Raw genomic sequence first — 18,105 nt, forward strand, 5'->3', positions numbered from 1 at the left:
AAACGCTCTGCTTGCAGCATAAAGGCAAGAGCGCCCTCATCCGCCTGCGGCACCTTCTCCCGCGCAGCGGGAGAAGGGAAGACGGTGCTCAGTCGGCGGGTTGTGCCGGCTGGCGCAGGGTCTGTCGCACGCTGGGGATGGCGCTGGCGCGGGCGGCCAGTTCGTGGGCGATGTCGATGTAACCCAGTTGCCGCGCCACGTCGGCGGCGGTGCGGCCGAACGCGTCGGCGGCGTTGCGATCGGCGCCGCGTGACAGCAGTACGCGGGCCGGCGGCAGCAGGGCATGCATGGCGCAGGCATGCAGCGCGGTGACGCCGCGCTGGTCGGCATGCCCGGCGCGCGCGCCGGCTTCCAGCAGCACCGGCACCAGTGCGCCGATGTGGGTGGCGTCGCATTCGCTGCCCGGCCGCAACTGCGCGCCCAGCAACAACAGCAGCGGCGTCATGCCTTCGTTGTCGGCGCGGTTGATGTCGGCGCCGTGCTTGAGCAGCACGTCGAACAGGCGCCGTGCCCGCAGGCTGTCGTTGTGCTCGAAACCGAACTGCGCTGCCGCATGCAAGGCGCCACGTCCGCGCGCATCGACGGCGCCGAGTTCGGCGCCCGCCTCCAGCAGCATTTCGACGATCTCCGGATAACCCATCGCGGCGGCCACCATCAACGCGGTCGCTTCGTTGGGCAGACGCTGGTCGACGGCCACGTCGCGTTGCAGCAGCAGATTGACCAGGGCTTCGCGGCGCGCCGCCACGGCGGCGCCCAGCGGCGTTACGCCATTGCTCGCGGCCAGCGTGGCATCGGCACCGGCATCGAGCAGGTGGTTGGCGATGTCGCGATGGCCGGCGCCGCAGGCGTGCAGCAGCGCGGTGGCGCCGTGCGGGTCGGGCGTGTCTACGGCGAAGCCGAGTTCCAGCAGCCGCTGCACCGCGGCGGTGGCGCCGGCGGCTGCGGCCAGCGGCAGGTCGCCGGCGCGCAGCGGGCGTCGCGGCAGGCGCCAGTCGGCCCAGTTCAGCCATCGCTCGATGGCGGGGTCTTCCAGCGCCAGGCCCAGCGGGGTTTCGCCGTTGGCGTCGGCGGCCTCGGGGTTGCCGCCGTGGGCGATCAGCAGGCGCACCAGCGGCAGGGCTTGCGGGCCGTGCTCGAGTGCGGCGAACAGCGGCGTGCGGCCTTCGCGGTCGCGGGTGTTCGGATCGCAACCGCGCGCCAGCAATGCTTGCAGTACGTCGGTTTGCGCGTTGACCACGGCGAGATGCAGCGGCGAACGTTCGCGTGCATCGGGGCCGAACGGGTCGGCGCCGCGCTCCAGCATCTCCAGCGGCAGCGCGTTGAAGTCGGCGCTGCCGTGCAACCGCACCAGGGCCTGCGCCAGCAGCCCGGCGCCGGCCGGGCTTGCGCCGGCCTGCAGCAATTCCCCGACCGCCTCGGCCGAACCCGGAAGCCGCTGCAGCAGGGCATCGAACAGCCGCCGCCCCAGCGGTGAAAAAGCGGTTTCGGTCGGATCGCCGGCATCGGTTTCGGCGTCGTCCAGTTGCTGCGTGGGCAGGCGCGCCTCGGCGCCGAGGCCGTGATCCAGCAGCCAGCACCGCGCATGGCGCAGGCCGGGGGTGGCCAGTTGCAGATACAGCTGCGCCAGCTCGGCGGGCGGCCATTGGCGCACGCGCTCGGCGAAGCCGGAAACCACGGCCCAATGGCCGAAGCGCAGCGCATCGAGCAGATGCGCCGGTGTGTCGGAACCCTCGGCCAGGGTGTCGTGGCTGAGGTTGGCCGGCAGCGGCGTTTCCGGGTCCAGCAGCGCCACCAGATCCCAGCGGCCTGCGGCGGTGGCATGGTCGAGCGCGCTGCGGCCGTCGCTGCCGGGGAGTTTGGGTTCGGCGCCGAGCGCCAGCAGCGCGCGGACGGTTTCGGCGTGGGCGTGCGGCGACTGGCAGGCCAGGGTCAGCGCATCGCGCCCGTGTTCGTCGCGCTGGCGCGCGTCCGGTTGCGCCTCGGCCAGCAGTTGCACCACGCCACAGGCGCCGGCGCGGGCAGCTTCCATCAGCGCCGTGCTGCCGTGCTGGTCGACCAGGTTGACGTCGGCACCGGCAGCGCGCAAGGCGCGGGCGATCTGTTCGTGGCCTTCCGCGGCGGCGGCCTGCAGCGCGCTGCGATGGCGGGCATCGACCGCGTTGACCGCCGCGCGGTGCTTGAGCAGCAGCTTCACCCCGGCCACGTCGTCGTCGGCGATGCCCGCCGCGGCGACCAGTGCCGGTTCGCCATCGGCGGGGGCGGGTTTGGCGCCGTGTTCCAGCAGGAATTTGGCCAGCGGCCAGTTGGCGGCGCGGCAGGCGCCGGCCAGCGGGCTGATGCCGGCCTTGTTCAGCGCGTTGATCGGCGCGGCGGCATCCAGCAGCATCGCCGCGACACCGGGCTCGGCACTCAACGCGGCGCCATGCAGCGGGGTGTTGCCTTCGGCGTCGGTGACGGTCGGGCTGGCGCCATTGGCCAACAGCGTGAGTACCGCCTCGGGCCGGCCGTGGCGGCTGTCGCGGGTGGCGGCCAGCAGCGGCGTCAGCCCGCCGGAGGCGCGATTGACGTCGGCACCGCGGGTGATCAGCGCGCGCAGCAGGCGGGTGTCCGGCAGCAGCGCCGCCAGCATCAGCACGGGGCGCTGGTCGCGATCGGCGGGGTCGGGCGCGGTATCTGGATCGGCACCGGCCTCGATCAGCGCCAGCGCCCGCTCGATGTCGCCGTCGCGGGTCGCCGCCAGCAAGGCCTGGGCCTGCTCGGGCGTGCCGGCGATGCGCTCCTGTTCGTTCAACGGCACCGGTGCCGGGCGCGGCGGATTTTCCACATCGTCCGCCAGCAGAGGCCGTTTGCGACCCTTGCCGCTGCGCGTGCAAAGCAGGGCACGCAAGGTGCGGTTGGCCACCACCAGGCAGCCAAGCGGCAGTACCACCACGCCATAGACGGCCAGTGCGGCGATGCGCAGCTCCGAGGGCAGCACGCCGTACAGGCCGGTGAGCGCGATGGCCACGAACGCCATCACCAGCAGCGAAAAGGCCGCCGGCAGGAAGTGGCTGAAAAAACGCTCCTCGCTGGACAGGTGGCGACCGAACGCCAGGCTGCGCAAGGTGGCGGTGAAAATCCATGAGCCGTCGCTTTGTTGCGGGTAGGCGTCATCCCATACGAACACCAGCCCGAACGCCGGCCACAGCCGCCACAGCACCGCCAGCGCAATCACGCAGGTGGCCGCCAGCGCCAGCGCGGCGCTCAGCCCGTGTGACAGGTTCAGTTGCAGCATCGGCCACGCCACCAGCACGAACACCAGTGCGGTGTAGCCGGTGAACATCACCAGGTGCGCCGCGCCCCGGCGCAACACCGTCCGTACGAAGCGGGGTTCCGGGTCGAAGCCGATCGCGTGGCAGATGGCGGCCATCGTCAGCGCGTTGGCCAGCAGCAGCGGAATCAGCGTCAGCGGGTGGGTGGCCAGGCCGGCGGCGGCGACGGCGAGCAGCCCCGGAATGAACCAGGCAAGGGCATGCGGGAGGGGTGGGCGGCGTCGCGATTTGGGCAGGGTCATGTCGACAGTATAGAAACCGTGACGAATCCAGACGATAACCCAGCGTTAACGCGTACGCGGGCGCTGCAGGCCGTGTATCCGGTGATCTTCAATCGTCGCGGTCGCCGTGGAGTTCACGCCGGTAGGCGGGGTGGTTGGCGGCGGCCAGGGTTTCCTGCGGCGGCACCTGCAGATGCCAGCCCTGGGTGCGCAGGTGATCGAGTACCTGCAAGGTGTCCTCGTTCGGCAGCTTGCGCTGCTCGTCCAGTTGCACCTCCATCACGAAGCGCAATTCGCCCAGCAACAGCATCAGCGATTCGGGCAATACGTCGAACGCATCGCGCTCGGCCAGCCACACGTAGCTGTCGTGTTTGCGCAGGCTGGCGTAGACAAAACAGGGCATGGCGGGCATCCGGAAGGGGGTGCGGCGATTCTCCACGGTACCACCTGAACCTGCCAGCCTGGCCGTCTGCGACAGGCCCCGCCCCGTTTGCTCCGGAAACCGTGTTTGCGGGCCGTGGACATTGCTGCTGCCACACTTGCAACTGCTTGGCAGAGTGGGCAAAGTGCCCAAAGGTCGTTCAAACGATTGTATTAATTTATACAGAACTACCACCCCGAACCGGGCCCCGTACGAACAAAAGCAGGAGCAAGCGATGCAAACTTCATTCCGTATCCTTTCCGGCACCGCCCGGCCGCTCACGCTCGCCGCGTTGAGCCTGGCCATCGTGGGTGCTTTGGTTGCGCCCTCCAACGCCGATGCCAGCGCCTTCCAGTTGAAGGAAAACAGCGCCAAGGCCATGGGTCGCGCCTATGCCGGCTCGGCTACCGCTGGCGGCGACGTGTCGGTGGTGGTCAACAACCCCGCCGCGATGAGCGACCTCAAGGGCACCTATCTGCAGGCCGACGTCACCGCCATCAACTTCAGCACCAAGTTCAGCGGCACGGCGACCGACGTCATGGGACGCCCGATCGAGGGCGGCAACGGCGGCGATGGCGGCACCACGTTGCCGGTGCCGGCGTTGTTCTTCGCCACCCAGGTCAGCGACCGCATGCATCTGGGCTTCGGCTTCTCCGTGCCGTTCGGCTTCCAGACCGAATATGACCGCAACTGGAAGGGTCGCTACGGCGCGGTCAAATCCAAGTTCCAGTCGCTGGACGCCACCTTGTCCGCCTCGTTCGACGTCACCGACAACTTCAGCCTTGGCGCCAGCGTGATCGCGCAGAAGACCTCGGCCGAGTTGACCAGCGCCATCAATTACAACGCGGTGGGCCTGAGCATCCAGCAGGGCATCGGCGCGAATGCCGCCGCTGGCGTGGCGAAAATCCAGGCCGCCGCTGCCGCCGGCCAGCTTTCGCCGCAGGCCGCTCAGGCGATGATTCAGGCTGCCATGCAGGAAGCCCAGGCTGCCGCCGCGGGTGTAGCGGCCGCCACGCCGGTCGGTGGTGACGGCTTCGCCCGCATCAAGGGCGACGACTGGGCCTACGGCTGGCAGTTGGGCGGCTACTGGAAGCTCAGCCCCAACGACAAGCTGGCGCTGAACTACCGCTCCAAGATCAGCCACACCCTGGAAGGCACCGGCAACTTCACCACCACCGCCGGCTACGACGCGCTGCTCGCCAACCCGCAGCTGGCCGCCTCCATCCCGCCGTTCCAGCACACCACTGGCACCGCGGACTTCACCACCCCGGCCGTGGCCAGCGCCAGCTACTGGCATCAGGCCGAACGCTTCGGCCTCGGCATCGACCTGGCCTGGACCAAGTGGAGCGCGTTCCAGGATCTGACCGTGAACTACGGCAACAGCCAGCCGTCGACGACCGAGCACTACAACTGGCGCAACACCTGGTATGCGTCCGTGGGCGGCGACTACAACGTCAACGACAAGCTGACCGTGCGTGCCGGCATTGCCGTCGACAGCACGCCGACGTATCTGGCCACCCGCAGCGCGCGCGTGCCTGACTCCACCCGCAAGCTGGCCACGGTGGGCCTGAGCTACCAGGCCAGCGACAACTTCGAGATCAACGCCTCGTACGCGCACATCTTCGTTAACAACGCGCACGTCGATACCATCGATTCCACCGGCAACCGACTGGCGGGCAATTTCGAGGACTACGGCAACCTGCTCGGCGTGTCGGCCACGTACAAGTTCTGATTCCCCGACAAACCCGGGTCACGACCCAAGCCTCCCCGTGCGAACGGGGAGGCTTTTCGTTTCATGGGTCGCGCTCGCGATGTGGCGTCATGAGGCCACCGCCAGACGTCGTCGTGAGCTATCCGTGCATGGCACGCGTCCAATGTGCGCACGTAGACAACTCGGCTATACTGCGCGTCCGCCGCCATGCGCCTCGCATGGAACGGCCGGCCATCAATGCATGCGTCCGTAGCTCAGCTGGATAGAGTACCGCCCTCCGAAGGCGGTGGTCGTGGGTTCGAATCCCGCCGGGCGCACCACCTTGACTCTTTCCGCTTGCGCGATCGGCCATGCCGTTGCGGCTCGATGACCTTGCGCCGTTCCTGCGCCAGCCGGCGCCGCTCACGCCTCGAGCTGATAATCCGCCAGCCACTCGGCAACGGCCGGCCCTTTCATGGGGCGGCTGAACAGGTAACCCTGCAGCGCATCGCAACCCATGTCGATCAGGAGCTGCGCCTGCTCGGCGGTTTCGACGCCTTCGGCGATCACCGTCATGCGCAATTGATGGCCGATTGCCACCACGGTATGGGCGATGGCGACGCTGCTGGCGTCCCGCGGGATGTCGCAGACGAAGGACTTGTCGATCTTCAGCTTGTCGACATGGAACTGGCGCAGGTAGGACAGGCTGGAATAGCCGGTGCCGAAATCGTCGAAGGAAAGATGCACGCCCAGTGCGGACAGCTGCTGCATCGAGTGCAGTGCGCGGTCGACGTTTTCCAGCAGGGCGCTTTCGGTCAACTCCAGTTCCAGCCGGTCGGCCGGCAAGCCATGGCGACGCAGCGTCTCGGCCACCTGTTCGGCGAAGTTGCCGCGCTGGATCTGTTGCGCCGACACGTTCACCGCCACGAAGAAATCGCCCAGGCCGGCATCCATCCACGCGCGCGACTGGGCGCAGGCGTGATCGAGCACCCAGCCGCCAAGCTCGGGCATCAGGCCCAGGCCTTCGGCCACCGGAATGAAACGTTCGGGCATCACCAGGCCCATCTCGGGGCTGTTCCAGCGCAACAGCGCCTCGAAACCGATCACGGCGCGATCGCTGCTGCGGATTTCCGGCTGGTACACCAGATGCAGCTCGTCATGCTGCATCGCATGGCGCAGGCGGATGCCCAGCATGCGGCGGTCTTCCATGCGGCGCATGTCGTCGGTCGAGTATTCGCAGACCAGATCGCGCCCCAGTTGCTTCGCGCGCGACATGGAGGCTTCGGCGCGGCGCAGCAGGTCGTTGATGTCGTGCACGCGGCCGGGATACGTGGCCACGCCCACGCTGATGGTGACCCGCACCTCGCCATCGCCCAGCGTCACCGGCTCGGCCACCGCGCGGCGCAGTTGCTCGGCCAGCACCGTCGCCTCCTCGCGGTCGATGTAGGGCAGGGCGACCACGAACTCGTTGCCGGTAAAGCGGGCCACGCGGCCGCGCGTTCCGACATGGGCGCTCAGGCGCTGCGCCAGCTCCGCGATGACCCGGTCGCCCACTTCGTAGCCCATCGCCTCGTTGACGGCGTGGAAGCGATCGATGTCGGCGAACACCAGGCTGAAGGGTTCGTCCGCCCGCTGCTCGGCGTGCTCCTGCAGCATCGTCTCGATGACCGGAAAGCGGGCCAGGCCGGTGGCCACGTCGTGGGTGGCCGCGTAGGCCAGCCGCGCCTCGGTGTCGCGATGCTCGGTAATGTCGCTGAGGATGCCGATGTAATGCGAGGTTTCGCCGCCGGGTTCGCGCACCGGTGCGAAATAAAGCTGGTTCCAGAATGGCGTGCCGTCCTTGCGCTGGTCGCGCAGCACCGTGTTGCAGTCGCGTTGTTCGGCCAGCGCCCGGCGGACCATCGCGCGCTCGCTTTCGCTGCTGTCCTCGAAACCCAGCTGGCGGCAGCTCTGGCCGATCACTTCCGCGGCGTTGTAGCCGGTGATGTGTTCGAATGCGTGGTTGATGAAGGTCACCGGTGCGCCCGGCTCGCGCGCGTCGGCAATCACCACGCCGTTGCCGGTGGACTGGATGGCGCGTTCAAGCAGCCGCAACTGCGCCTCGACGCGGCGGCGCTCGGTGATGTCCTGCAGGTGCGCCAGCACCGCGTTGACGCGGTGGTAGGTCAATGGATGAAACAGGCCCTCGACCTGCAACTGCCGGCCATCGCTGTGCTGGATGTCCCAGGGTTGTGCGGTGGCGGAAAACAGCTCGCCGCTCTCCAGGTCGGCCAGGAAGCGGGCGCGCTCCTCCGGGGCCAATACGGAGTCGATGTTCTGCCCGAACAGGTGCAGGGGCGACCAGCCGTATTGCACGTGCGCGGCGGCGTTCGCGTTGAGGATGGCGTGGGTGTTGCGATCGAACACCAGCAGCGGCACCGGGCTCTGCTCGAACAGCAGCCGGTGCTGCGCCTCGCTGTCGCGCAGCGCCTCCATGAAATGCATGCGATCGACGGCGTAGCGGATGCTGCGGTCCAGCCGCTCGGCATCGATCGTTCCCTTCACCAGGTAGTCGCTGGCGCCGGCCTCCATCGCGGCCACGTCCACCGCGTGGTTGCCGCGCCCGGTCAGCACGATGAACGCGCGCGACAGGCCTTCGCGGCTTACCGCTTCGATCAGGTCCAGCCCGCTGGACGGCCCCAGCAGGTAGTCCACCAGGTAGACGTCGTGCGCGCCCTTGCGCAATTCCTCCAGGCCCTGCTGCGGCGTGGCGCACCAGTCGAACGCGTAGTGGCTGCCGGGGGCATCGTTGAGCAGGTCGCGGATGAGGACGAAATCGTCCTCATCGTCATCGACCACGAGAACCCGCAGCGGCGCCGCGTTCATTCGCCGCTCCCCTGTTTCTCGGTGGGGAGCTGCACGATGTCGGTCCAGTAGCGTTCCAGCGAACGCAGCACCGCGATCAGCTCCTCGAAGCGGCTCGGCTTGGTCACGAACGAGTTGGCGCCAAGCTGGTAGCTGGCCAGGATGTCGAGCCGGGCGCGCGACGTGGTGAGGATGATCACCGGCAGGTGTTTCAGCCCGTCGTGTTCGCGTATCGCATGCAAGGCCTCGCGGCCATCCATGCGCGGCATGTTGAGATCAAGCAGCAACAGGTCGGGGAGTTCGCCGTCGGGTGCGTCGATCAGCGCATTCAGGCGCGCCATCAGCTCCACGCCGTCGGGTACGAATTCCAGTTCCACCTCGACACCGCTGTCGCGAAACGCGTCGCGCATCAGCACGCGGTCGTCGGCATCGTCCTCGGCCATGAGGATGGACAGCGCGGCACGGGCTTGACTCATGAATCCACTCCCAGAAACTTTCCGTCGATAGAGGAGGCATCCTGCGGATCGGCCGGTTCTGGCGTGCTGGCCGACCCGGGCAGCATGACGATGAAGCTGGCCCCCTGTCCAGCCTGCGCCTCGGCGCGTACCGAGCCGCCGTGGCGCTCCACGATACGCCGCACGATGGCCAGGCCGATGCCGGTGCCTTCATAGACGTTGCGCGGGTGCAGGCGCTGGAACGGGGCAAAAATGCGCTCGGCGTAACTGCTCTCGAAGCCGATGCCGTTGTCGGTTATGCGCAATTCCCAGCGCGCGGCGCCCGGGGCGTCGGCATTTTCGATCCGGGTAGCGGTGATGCTGATGTGGCAGGGGCGGTCGGCGGCGCGGAATTTCAGCGCATTGGCCAGCAGGTTCTGCAGCAGCTGGCGCATCTGGGTCGGGTCGGCCTGGATCACCGGCAACGTGCCCACCTCGATCACCACCTGCGCCTCGGCGATGCGCGTTTCCAGGTCGTCCATGACGGCGCTGAGGGTGTTCGAAAGGTCGACGGCGCTGACCGCCACGTTGCGCGTGGCCACGCGGGAATAGGCCAGCAGGTCGTCGATCAGCGCCTGCATCCGGTGGGCGGCGTGGCCCATGCGTTGCAGGTAATCGCTGGAAGACTCGTCCAGCGTGGCCGACAGCCGCGACAGCAGGCGATCGGAAAACGACTGGATCTTGCGCAGCGGCTCCTGCAGGTCATGCGAGGCGACATAGGCGAAATCCTGCAGCTCGCGGTTACGGATGCGCAAGTCGTCCATCGCCCGTGCGAGCGCCATGTCCGCCTGCTGGCGCGCCGTCACGTCGCGCGCGGCACCGTAGAGCAGGCCATCGGCCGCGCTGATCGACACCCACTCCAGCCAGCGGTAGCTGCCGTCGGCGCAGCGCATCCGGGTCAGCAGGCCGTTGATCGATTCCACGCCATCGAGCTGGCGCTGGATCGCCAGTTGCGTGGGCGCCTTGTCCAGCGGATGCAGCAGGTCGATGAAGGGAGTGGCCAGCATGTCCGCTTCGTCCAGGCCCAGCAGTCGGGCGTAGGCCGGGTTGGCCTGCAGGAACACGCCGCTGAGCGGATCGGCGATGCAGAACACCTCCTGCGACATCTCGAAGAACTGGTTGCGCTGCTGCAGCACGCGCCGGGCTGCCTTGACCCCGCCGATGTCGCGGAACGCCATCACCGCACCGGCCAGCTGGTTGCGGATGATCAGCGGGGTGGCGAGGTAGGCCACGTCCAGCACGCTGCCGTCGGTCAGCTTGAACGCGGCGTCATCGTCGGAGGCATGGGCCACGCCGCCGAGTATTTTCTGCAGCGTGCCGCGCATGTTGTCGGGGAGTTCGTCGCCGGTCGGCAACCGTTCGGCCGACAGCTTCAGCGTGCGCGACGCGGTGCGGTTGAGGAAGGTCGGCTGGCCATCGGCATCGACCGCCACCAGGCCTTCACCCACGCTTTCGGCGATCGCGTAGATCAGCGCCAGCTGGCTGGCCTGCGCCTGTTGCGCGTGGCGCAGTTCGCGGTGGTCCTGCAGCACGGCGAAGACGCCGCGCGGTTCGCCCTGCACGATGATCGGGATGTTGACCAGATGTGCCGCGAAGCGCTGCTCGTTCGCGTCCAGCGCGGCCACGTCCAGGCGTGCGGATTCGCCGCGCGTGGCGTTGTCCAGCGCCGCTTGCACGCGCGCGCCGTCGACCGGCGCGAAGCTGTGCACGAAGGCCAGCCGTTGCGGCCGGTCCAGCCCCAGCAAGGCATTGGCCGCCGGGTTGCGGCGTATCACCCTGCCATCCAGGTCCAGCGCCAGCACGCCGTCGGGGTGATGCTCGAACAGCGAGCGGAAACGCTGCTCGCTCTCGCTCAGCCGGGTGAACGCGTCGGCGTGCTCGATCGCCACGCCGGTCAACGCCGCCAGCGTGTCGATGCCGCTCATCTCCGCGGCGGACGGATCGTGCGGTGCGTTGTAGTACACCGCGAACGTGCCCAGCACGGAACCATCGCGGGCCAGTACCGGCGTCGACCAGCACGCGCGCAGGTCGTGCGCCAGGGCCAACGCGGCGTAATCGCGCCACAGCGGATCGGTGGCGATGTCGGTCACCACCACGCGCTCGCCGCGCCACGCCGCGGTGCCGCAGGAGCCGGCCGCCGGACCGATCGGGGAGCCGTCGATGCCGTGGCGGAAACCAGCCGGCAGCCCGGGCGCGGCACCGTGGTGCAAGCGGCCGTCGCGCAATAGCAGGATCGAGCAGGTCGCGTCGTGGTGCGCCGTTTCGTACGCGGCCACGATTGATTCCAGCACCTGCGGCAATGCATGGCCGCGAGCGATGGCGGTGAGGATCTGCCGCTGGCGCTGCTCCAGATCCTCCGCGCGATGGAGCTCGGTGTGGTCGCGGCCGACCACGTACATGCAGTGCGATTGCTCCGACCACACGGCCGACCACTGCATGTACAGCACCTGCCCGTTGTGGCTCACGATGCGGTTGCGGAAGTTGGGGTTGGGTACGCCTTGCTGCACTTGGGCGGCGGCCGCGGCGGTGTTCTCGCGATCATCCGGATGCACGACCTCCGTGAGCGGCTTGCCCAGCAGCGACTCCGGCGCGAACCCCCAGCGCCGCTGCGCCGCGGCGCTGAGTTGCAGGAAACGGCCCTCGCGATCCAGCACGCAGATCACGTCCGGCGCGCTGTCCATCATCAATCGCGACGCCTCCAGCGCGCGCTCCAGTTCGCGGCCCTGTTCGCTCAGCCGTGCACTGTCGGCCTCCGCCCGTTGCGTGCGTTCGCGCGCCAGTGCCGACAGCCGCAACGCAACCGCCAGCAGGCCGCCAAGGGCAAAGCCCAGCAGCAACACCAGCTGCGGTATGCGGCCATGCCCGCCGCCCGTGCCGGGGTAGACGCTCACGCTCAACCACTGGCCGTACAGCTGCAGATCCATGCTGGCGGGAGACTGCGCCGCGCCATGGTCACCTTGCGCGTACAGCGTCTGGCCATGCTGGGTGATCAGCAGGCCGTGCAACCCGGGCATGGCGTCCAGCAGGCTCGGAAACAGCCGATCGAACTGGAACGCCCCCACGACGTAGCCCTGTGTCGCGTTGTCGGCGCGCACCGGCACCACGATCAACTGGCCCTGCCTGCCGTTGAGCAGTGTCAGTGGCGCGCTGAGCACGGCGCCTTCGCCGGCGTCGACCTGGTCGAAGATGCGCGCGGGCGCAAACAGCTGGCCGTCGGATCGAGCGGCGGATGTGGATGGCCGTACCAGCGTCTGTCGCATCACGTGGCCGGCGTCGGCGTAGCCCATCGCGCGCAGGCCCATCATGTCGCGGAGATAGTTCGTGGCATCCCGCGCAAAAAGCTGCTCGCGCATGGGGGCAGGCATGCCGGCCAGGCGCGACGCCAGCCGTTCGAAGGCCTCCATCCGCGAACTCATGCCTTCGTGCAGCAGGTTGGCGACGTTGTCGCGGCGGCTTTGCAGCGCATCCCATTCCAGCCGGCTTTGCTGTTGTTCCAGCGACCGCCACAACAGCAGCGACGACGCCACCGTCAGCAGGCAGATGACCGCCGGGAAAACCACGGTGCGATAGTGGTGTTGCGATGGCGGACGCGGATTGCTGGCGGCCAGCCCGATACCCAGCAGCAACATGCCCAGCGCCACCGGTAGCGACATTGGCGTATGCGGGCCGAGCGTACGCATGCCCGGCAGCGCGAAGATGTAACCCACCAGCGTCAGTACGCCGGCCAGCGAAATCAGCAGGCCGCAGGCCCAGGTGGCGCTCCACCAGGCAGGGTTTCGCCGGGCGAACAGCGCGCACGTCAACCCGCCGATGGCCAGCAGCAACGACAACGCGGTGTTGGGCGCCAGTCGGCCGGGAATGGCGTTCTCGGCTTGGATCGCCTGCTGCCGCCACAGCAGTTCACCGACGATGTCGACCCGGTCCAGGTACTCCGCCAGCAAGGGTGACACCGCCAGCGGGATGCACAGCAGGCCCAGGTACCACGCCGCCAGCGTGCGCCCACTGCCCAGCAGCCACAAGGCATGGCCCAGCAGCACGAAGGCCAGCGCCGTGTTGAACGCCATCGGCACCAGGAACGTTCCGCCCTGCACCAGCGCGTTGGCCTGCACCATCCAGCCCAGCAAACCCATCCAGCCCATGCCCGACAACGCGGCCGGCGCGATGGCCGCAGGCCGCGCGGGTTCCTCCAGCAACGAAGCGAACAGCCATCCGGTGCAACTGAGCGCCAGCATCTGCAGCGCGCTGAGCAACAGGCTCATGGCCGTGTGTGGTTCGCTCCACGCCCGCAGCAGGTAGGCCAGTCCCGCAAACACGGCGACCATGGCAATACCGCGTGCCGCTGCGCGCACGGCGGCGGATGTGGTGACGGTGGCACAGATGGCGGCCGGCACGACCAGCAGCGTGATGTACCAGAGCGGCAGCCTGGCTTCGGGCACATGCCCGGCCCTGATCAGCAGCGCCGCCCACGCCGTGGCACACAGGGCGAGCACCAGCCCGGCACGCCTCTGTCCGCGCGCCGTCGACCAGGCCGACGAGGCCAGCACGGCCAGCAACGCATCCAGCGCCACGCGCTCCACCGAAAAGGATCCGGCGAGCATCGCGCCGCAGGCATCCAGCAGCGCGAGCGCGGGCACCAGCAGTGCGCCGGTCACCGGAAACCGCAAATGCCGCCTGGCGTCAGCCATGTCATCCCCCTGATGACTCCATCATGCCGCCCGCAACGCCGCAAGGCACACCCTGCTGGTGCAACGGCAGCGATGAACCCCGGAAAGTCGCCCCTGGAATCCACCTGTCCTCGCCTGCGGCATGCAGTAAAACACGCCCGCGCCGGTACGGGAACATCGACGTGAAAGACCTCGCCGGGGGTGTTCTTGTCGCCGGGATGCGACATGTAAGCGCTTTTGTAGCTGCATCATGACTTGGCGAGCCAACACGCTTGCCCTACATTCCACATTGCCGAGAGGGGTTTTCGCGGCAAACCCACCATCCATCATCGAATACACGGAATTAATCCATGGCCAAGACGACGAACAAGACGAAGGGCGCAGCACCCAAAGCAGTGGCCAAACCTGCCGCTGCTCCGAAACCGATCAAGGAACCGTTGAACAAGTCCGGGCTGCTCGCGCACCTGGTCGAGAGCAGCGGCGTGGCTGCGAAAGATGTGCGCGCTGTGCTGGCTGCGCTGGAAGGCGCCGTCACCGCCTCCGTCAACAAGAAGGGTGCTGGCGAGTTCACCTTGCCGGGCCTGCTGAAGGTCACCGCCGTCAAGGTGCCGGCCAAGCCGAAGCGCAAGGGCATCAACCCGTTCACCAAGCAGGAGCAGGTGTTTGCCGCCAAGCCTGCCTCGGTCAAGATCAAGGTGCGTCCGCTGAAGAAGCTGAAAGACGCCGCTGCCTGACGTCGGACCCTGGATGCGGCGTGCGTGATGCCGCCGCATCCGATTCGTTCCTCCCGTCGTGGGGGAAACGATTCGGAGGCAAACAACCTCCCTCATGGCGCATCGTTTCAAACATGTGCGCGCAAGAATTTCCGTGCGGTAGCGCACAATTTCGTCGAATCACTCCGAAATTAATCTAGACTCGGACTTGACCCGGCGCCGACGCGATGGCGTGGCCGGGGTTCAGGGACGGGGGCTTCGATGCGTTTGCTGCGCGGCATGCTTGAACGAACGCCGGTTCCGGAGGGCCAAACCACGGCCAGCTCCGGTGACGGCGGCTCGCTGTTTCCGGTCCGCTACCGACAGCGCCTCGTTGCCGAACTGAAGCTGGATGCGGCGACCGCAAGGGGGCTGATGCGCGCCCTGCTCGATGCCTGCCGTACGTCGGACGAAAGCACGCAGATTGCCTGCCTGCAGGATTTCGCCGATGGTTTCCGGCGAACGGCGCTGATCAAGGACGTGCAGTTTTATCCGTACCTGCGTTGTGCGCTCGAGCACGACACGATGGCGATGGTCCACTTCAGCGAAGTGCAGGCCGACGTGCGGCGCCACGTGCTGCGCATCGAGGCGATCCTGGTGGAATATCTCGGCGCCCCGTGGGATGCCACCTGCCGCCGCCGTTTCGTACCCGATGTGGCGCGCGCGGCAAGCCTGCTGGGCCGGCTGTTGCGACAGGAGGAGTCGACCCTGTTTCCGCTGTACCTGCCGCCCGATCAATACCGCTATCTCGGTGGCTCGGTGACGCGGGAGAACGGCGGACGGGCCGGCTGACCCGGCGCGGTCAGGGTTTGGCGATCTCGAAATCGCGTTGGATCACCGGCGCACCGTCGAGGAAGATCTCGATCCGGTATTTCCCCTCGGGCCACAGATCGGGATTGTGCAGCGTGAACGTGGTGGTGGCCGGGCCGTCGGCGGCGATCGACTGGCTGATGCTGCTGATCAACTGGCCGTCGCCCTCCAGATAGCGCCAGCGCGCGTTGAGCGTGGACTTGGCGGTCTGGCCACGCGTATCCACACTGGCATACAGCGTTTTCGCGTCCGGCGCGAAGCGCGTACCCGGCGCGGTGATCTTGTGGGCGTCATCGACGCTCGTACCCAGCGTGAGCTGCATCACCTTGATCGCCGCGGCACCGGCGACGCTTGCCGCCGGTGCGGGCGTCGCCGCCGTGGAGGACACCGGCGCGGGAACCACCCGCGCCACGCTGGCGGGTGCTTGCACCGTGCGGGCAGGTGCCGGTACCGGCGCGGCTGGCGGCGTGTCGGGTTTGCCGCAGCCGCCCAGTGCCAGCAGCCACAGTGCCTGGCATGCGATGGTTGCCGCCCGGAAACGAGCCCGATCGTTCTTCATTGCCGCACCGTCCGCAGGTTGGGTGGAGTGACCGGCGTGTTGCTGCGGAACGGGTTGATATCCAGCCCGCCGCGTCGCGTGTAGCGCGCGTACACGCTCAGTTGCTGCGGTTCGCAGCGCCGGCTGAGGTCGACGAAGATGCGCTCCACGCAATGCTCGTGGAACTCGTTGTGATTGCGGAACGACACCAGGTAACGCAACAACCCCGCGTGGTCGATCGGCGCGCCGCGGTAGGCGATCTGCACGCTGCCCCAGTCCGGCTGGCCCGTCACCGGGCAGTTCGAGCGCAGCAAATGCGAGACCAGTGCCTCGGCCACCGGCGTGGCGCTGCGGTCGGCATGCAGGAAATCGGCGTTCGGCGGACCGTAATCGTCGATATCGATGGCCTGGTCGTCCAGCAAATGGCCGTCCATATCGTTGACCGGGTAGACCGCCGCGCGGGCGTCGCCCAGCTGCACGCCGACGACCGCGCCGGCGGCGGACGAGAGGTCACGCACCAGCGTGCGGGTGAGGGTGGCCGCGTCGGCGATGCGCTCGCCGGCGAAACCGTTCAAGTACAGCTTGAAGGATTTCGATTCGATCAGCTGCGGCGACGTCGCCGGCACACGGAATTCGGCCAGCGCAACCACCGGTTTGCCGCGCGGGTCCAGCCACGACAATTCGTACGCGTTCCAGATATCCACGCCGTGGAACGGCAGGGGTTCGGCCAGGCCCAACTCCGCCCGGTTGCTGTCGCGCGGGATGGGAAACAGCAGCGCGGGGTCGTAGCGGTCGGCGTACGGCGTTTCCTTGCCCAGCGGGGAGTGTTCGGGAGAATTCATGCCGGGAAGTCTATTGATACGCGACGCAGGTGTCTCGTCGCCCCGTGGCTGCGGTTCAGCCGCGTCGCAGCAGCAGGTCGAGCAGGCGCCGGAACTGTTCGCCATAGGGCGGATTGAACAAGCCGGCACCGTTGAACCGCGCCTGGTGAAAAACCGGCTTCAGGTGCGAGAACGTGCGGAAACCCGCTTCGCCGTGATAACCACCCATGCCCGATGCGCCCACGCCGCCAAATGGCAAGCCGTGCTGGGCGATGTGGTACAGCGTGTCGTTGACCGAAACGCCGCCGGCGGTCGTGCGCGACAGCACGCGCTCGATCAGCGCCTTGTCGCTCTCGAACAGGTATAGCGCCAGCGGATGCGGGCGCGCCGCCACACTGGCGATGGCCTGGTCGATGGTGTCGTAGGGCAGCAGCGGCAGCAGCGGGCCGAAGATCTCCTCGCGCATCACCGCCATGCTGTCGTCGACCCGGCTGAGCAGTAGCGGCGGCAGCAGCCGGTGCGTGGCATCCGCCGCGGCGTCGCCCAGCGGATGCACGTGGGCACCACGGCCGCGGGCATCATCGAGCAGGGCGGTCAGTCGTTGGTACTGGCGGTCGGACGCGATGCTGGCGTACTGCCCGTTCTGCGCCAGTTGCGGATACATCCGCGCCATCACGCGCCGTGCCTCGTCCACGAAGTCGTCCATGCGATCGCGCGGCAACAACACGTAATCCGGCGCGATGCAGGTCTGCCCGGCATTGACCAGCTTGCCGAACACGATGCGTTCCACCGCGTGCTCGAAGCGCGCGCCCGGGCCGATGATCGCCGGTGATTTTCCGCCCAGCTCCAGCGTCACCGGGGTGAGGTTGGCCGCCGCCGTGCGCATCACCTGATGCCCGACCGCGGTCGAGCCGGTGAACAGCAGGTGGTCGAACGGCAGCGCGGAAAACGCCTGCGCCACGTCAGCCGCGCCGGTGACCACAACCACGTCGTCGGCATGGAAATGCCGCGCCACCAACGCGGCGAACAGGGCCGAGAAGCGCGGGGTGAATTCGCTCATCTTCAACATCACGCGGTTGCCCGCGGCCAGCGCGTCGACCAGCGGCCCCACCGCCAGGTACAGCGGGTAGTTCCACGGCACGATGATGCCCACCACGCCCCGCGGCTGTGGTCGCAGTTCGATGCGCGCGGGCAGAAACAGCGCGCCGGCCAGGCGTCGTCGTGGTGTCATCCAGCGCCGCCCGTGGCGCAGCGCATGGCTGATCGCCGAGAGGCTGGGGAACAGCTCCAGCAGGTCGGTTTCCTGCGTCGGCCGGCGGCCGAAATCGGCGTCGATGGCGGCCGCCAGCTCCGCGCGATGGTCGCGCAGCAGCGTCCGCAGCGCGCGCAGCCGGCCCGCCCGCACCGACCATGCCGGCAGGGGATTGCCGCTTTGCGCGTGACGCATGCGCTGCAGCGTTTCGTTCAATGCGACGGGATCGGTCAAGGCATTTCCGCAGTGCTGGTGGCCATTCGCGGCGCGGCGTTTCGATGACGCCC

11 protein-coding genes and 1 tRNA gene are annotated in these 18,105 nt (G+C 68.0%); 4 read left to right on the forward strand and 8 right to left on the reverse strand.

The genetic code is table 11. From position 1 onward, the window contains the following. Window positions 1–88: 88 nt before the first annotated feature. Window positions 89–3,553: an ankyrin repeat domain-containing protein gene (locus ASD22_RS13285; RefSeq protein WP_056084522.1), complete on the reverse strand. Its 3,465-nt coding sequence runs from the start codon at window positions 3,551–3,553 to the stop codon at window positions 89–91. 88 nt (window positions 3,554–3,641) lie between these two features. Continuing rightward, the gene (locus ASD22_RS13290) at window positions 3,642–3,935 is read right to left on the reverse strand and encodes a YcgL domain-containing protein (RefSeq protein WP_040670630.1); all 294 of its coding nucleotides are present in this window, start codon (window positions 3,933–3,935) and stop codon (window positions 3,642–3,644) included. 253 nt (window positions 3,936–4,188) lie between these two features. Between ASD22_RS13290 and ASD22_RS13295 the strand changes: the two genes are divergently transcribed. Further along, window positions 4,189–5,685 carry an outer membrane protein transport protein gene (locus ASD22_RS13295; RefSeq protein ID WP_056084525.1) on the forward strand — a complete coding sequence of 499 codons (1,497 nt, stop codon included), beginning with the start codon at window positions 4,189–4,191 and terminating at the stop codon, window positions 5,683–5,685. 222 nt (window positions 5,686–5,907) lie between these two features. Next, window positions 5,908–5,984, forward strand: a tRNA-Arg gene (locus ASD22_RS13300). Between the two features lie 82 nt (window positions 5,985–6,066). Here ASD22_RS13300 and ASD22_RS13305 read toward each other — a convergent pair. The 3 genes from ASD22_RS13305 to ASD22_RS13315 are packed head-to-tail and all read right to left on the reverse strand — an operon-like array spanning window position 6,067 to window position 13,666. Then, window positions 6,067–8,508 (reverse strand): EAL domain-containing protein, encoded by a 2,442-nt coding sequence (locus ASD22_RS13305; RefSeq protein WP_056084535.1) that lies wholly within the window; start codon window positions 8,506–8,508, stop codon window positions 6,067–6,069. Further along, window positions 8,505–8,963 carry a response regulator gene (locus tag ASD22_RS13310; protein WP_056084539.1) on the reverse strand — a complete coding sequence of 153 codons (459 nt, stop codon included), beginning with the start codon at window positions 8,961–8,963 and terminating at the stop codon, window positions 8,505–8,507. Before ASD22_RS13310 ends, ASD22_RS13305 begins: the two co-directional genes overlap by 4 nt. Next, window positions 8,960–13,666 carry a PAS domain S-box protein gene (locus tag ASD22_RS13315; protein ID WP_056084541.1) on the reverse strand — a complete coding sequence of 1,569 codons (4,707 nt, stop codon included), beginning with the start codon at window positions 13,664–13,666 and terminating at the stop codon, window positions 8,960–8,962. Before ASD22_RS13315 ends, ASD22_RS13310 begins: the two co-directional genes overlap by 4 nt. Window positions 13,667–13,995: 329 nt before the next feature. Between ASD22_RS13315 and ASD22_RS13320 the strand changes: the two genes are divergently transcribed. Both ASD22_RS13320 and ASD22_RS13325 read left to right on the forward strand, forming a co-directional pair. Then, on the forward strand, window positions 13,996–14,379 hold the full coding sequence (locus tag ASD22_RS13320) for an HU family DNA-binding protein (protein WP_007081333.1): 384 nt from the start codon (window positions 13,996–13,998) through the stop codon (window positions 14,377–14,379). Between the two features lie 240 nt (window positions 14,380–14,619). Further along, a complete protein-coding gene (locus ASD22_RS13325; protein WP_056084544.1) occupies window positions 14,620–15,189 on the forward strand; it encodes a hypothetical protein in 570 nt (189 codons plus the stop codon). A 10-nt stretch (window positions 15,190–15,199) separates the two neighbouring features. Here the strand turns inward: ASD22_RS13325 and ASD22_RS13330 are convergent, their stop codons facing one another. Genes ASD22_RS13330 through ASD22_RS13340 form a run of 3 tightly spaced genes read right to left on the reverse strand, consistent with a single transcriptional unit; the run spans window position 15,200 to window position 18,052 of the window. Next, entirely contained in the window at window positions 15,200–15,766 is a 567-nt protein-coding gene (locus ASD22_RS13330; RefSeq protein WP_056084546.1) for a hypothetical protein, read from the reverse strand. Further along, window positions 15,763–16,587 (reverse strand): NADPH-dependent 7-cyano-7-deazaguanine reductase QueF, encoded by an 825-nt coding sequence (gene queF / locus ASD22_RS13335; RefSeq protein ID WP_056084549.1) that lies wholly within the window; start codon window positions 16,585–16,587, stop codon window positions 15,763–15,765. The genes ASD22_RS13330 and queF overlap by 4 nt, the downstream gene beginning before the upstream one ends. 55 nt (window positions 16,588–16,642) lie before the next feature. After that, window positions 16,643–18,052, reverse strand: coding sequence for a coniferyl aldehyde dehydrogenase (locus tag ASD22_RS13340; protein WP_082520274.1), 1,410 nt, complete (start codon window positions 18,050–18,052; stop codon window positions 16,643–16,645). Window positions 18,053–18,105 lie beyond the last annotated feature (53 nt).

This window comes from Rhodanobacter sp. Root480 (assembly GCF_001426645.1).
GTDB lineage: Bacteria > Pseudomonadota > Gammaproteobacteria > Xanthomonadales > Rhodanobacteraceae > Rhodanobacter > Rhodanobacter ginsenosidimutans.